The following is a 1,345-nucleotide window of genomic DNA, read 5'->3' as shown; positions in this document are numbered from 1 at the left end:
CTGACCTATCCCCACAAAACAGCCATTGATTTCAGCGATGTAGGAGGTAGGCTGTGATGTAAACGGCGTGTGCATGGACTTTTTATCTTCCGAGGACACCACATCTTCGGGAGAAGTCCATGCACACGCAGCCAGTATTGCAGAAGTTTTTTCGTGAATCACTGCCTGAGGTTCATCAGACGCGAAGTCAGGCGCTGATCGTGGCAGTGGATGCCGTGGCGCGCGGCGCACGGGTCTCGATTACCGGCTTGGGACGCTCGCTTGCCGATACCGGCACACGCATCAAACATCGCGTGAAACGGATGGATCGCCTGATCGGCAATCGCTTGCTGAGCGGGCAGCGCAAAGCGTTTTACCGCGCCATCGCCTTACGGCTTTTGGCAAGCTGCCCGCAGCCGATGATTCTGATCGACTGGTCGGATTTCAGCGCGGACCGCCAGCAACAGCTGTTGCGCGCGTCACTGGCCGTGGGCAGCCGGGCGATCACGCTGTATGAGGAGCTGCACCCGTATCGCAAGCTGGCCAATCGGAAGGTCCAGCATCGCTTTGTCGATCAGTTGCAGCGGATGGTTCCTGTCTACTGCACGCCGATCCTCATTGCCGACGCAGGCTTTCGAGTGCCGTTCTACCGCTATGTTGAATCCTTGGGCTGGCACTGGCTGGGGCGTATTCGCAACCGCGACTTTGTACAGTGGAATGGCGCGCCGTCAGATTGGATCAGCGCCAAGTCATTGCATGGCATTGCCAGCATCCGTGCGCAAGACTTGGGCGATGCGCTGTGGGTGCGCGACCACCCGCTGGCGGGTCGTCTGGTGTTGATCATGCAGCATCTGCGCGGACGCAAGCATCGCTCACTGGCGGGATCCGCGCGGCGCAGTCGTCTGAGTCGCAAGCATGCGGCAAGCGCCCGCGAGCCGTGGCTGCTGATTGCTTCCCACAGTCTTCAGGACTTGAGCGCCAAACAAATCGTGCGCCTGTACAAGAGCCGCATGCAGATCGAGGAGGGGTTTCGCGATACCAAGTCGGTGGCTTATGGCCTGGGTATCGCCAATGGACGGCACACGACATTCATGCGCGCCGCCAACCTACTGCTGATCGCAGCGCTCGCCAGCTTTCTGCTGTGGATGATCGGATGCCTGGCCGAAGCGCGCGATTGGCGCCGAATGGTGAGCGTCAATTCGTCGAGCACGTCGCCGCCCTATTCGCCGGTCTTCCTCGCTCGATTGCTTGTCCAATTCACCCGCAACCGATTACCGCTCAGCTGTCTGGACGATGTCGCTCGAATCGTCAGACAGTACACGCAATCTGTGCTCATCATTGAGTGACTTTCGGGGGGATAGGTCAG

1 protein-coding gene is annotated in these 1,345 nt (G+C 59.3%); it reads left to right on the top strand.

The features are described from left to right. Positions 1–119 precede the first annotated feature (119 nt). Entirely contained in the window at positions 120–1,325 is a 1,206-nt protein-coding gene (locus G7Y85_RS20015) for an IS4 family transposase (protein ID WP_166261798.1), read from the top strand. The last annotated feature ends 20 nt before the right edge of the window (positions 1,326–1,345 follow it).

It is taken from the genome of Solimonas terrae (assembly GCF_011067135.1).
In the GTDB taxonomy this organism is placed as follows: domain Bacteria; phylum Pseudomonadota; class Gammaproteobacteria; order Nevskiales; family Nevskiaceae; genus Solimonas; species Solimonas terrae.
The sequence above is the reverse complement of the archived record's forward strand: the minus strand, read 5'-3'. Positions and strand labels throughout refer to the sequence as shown.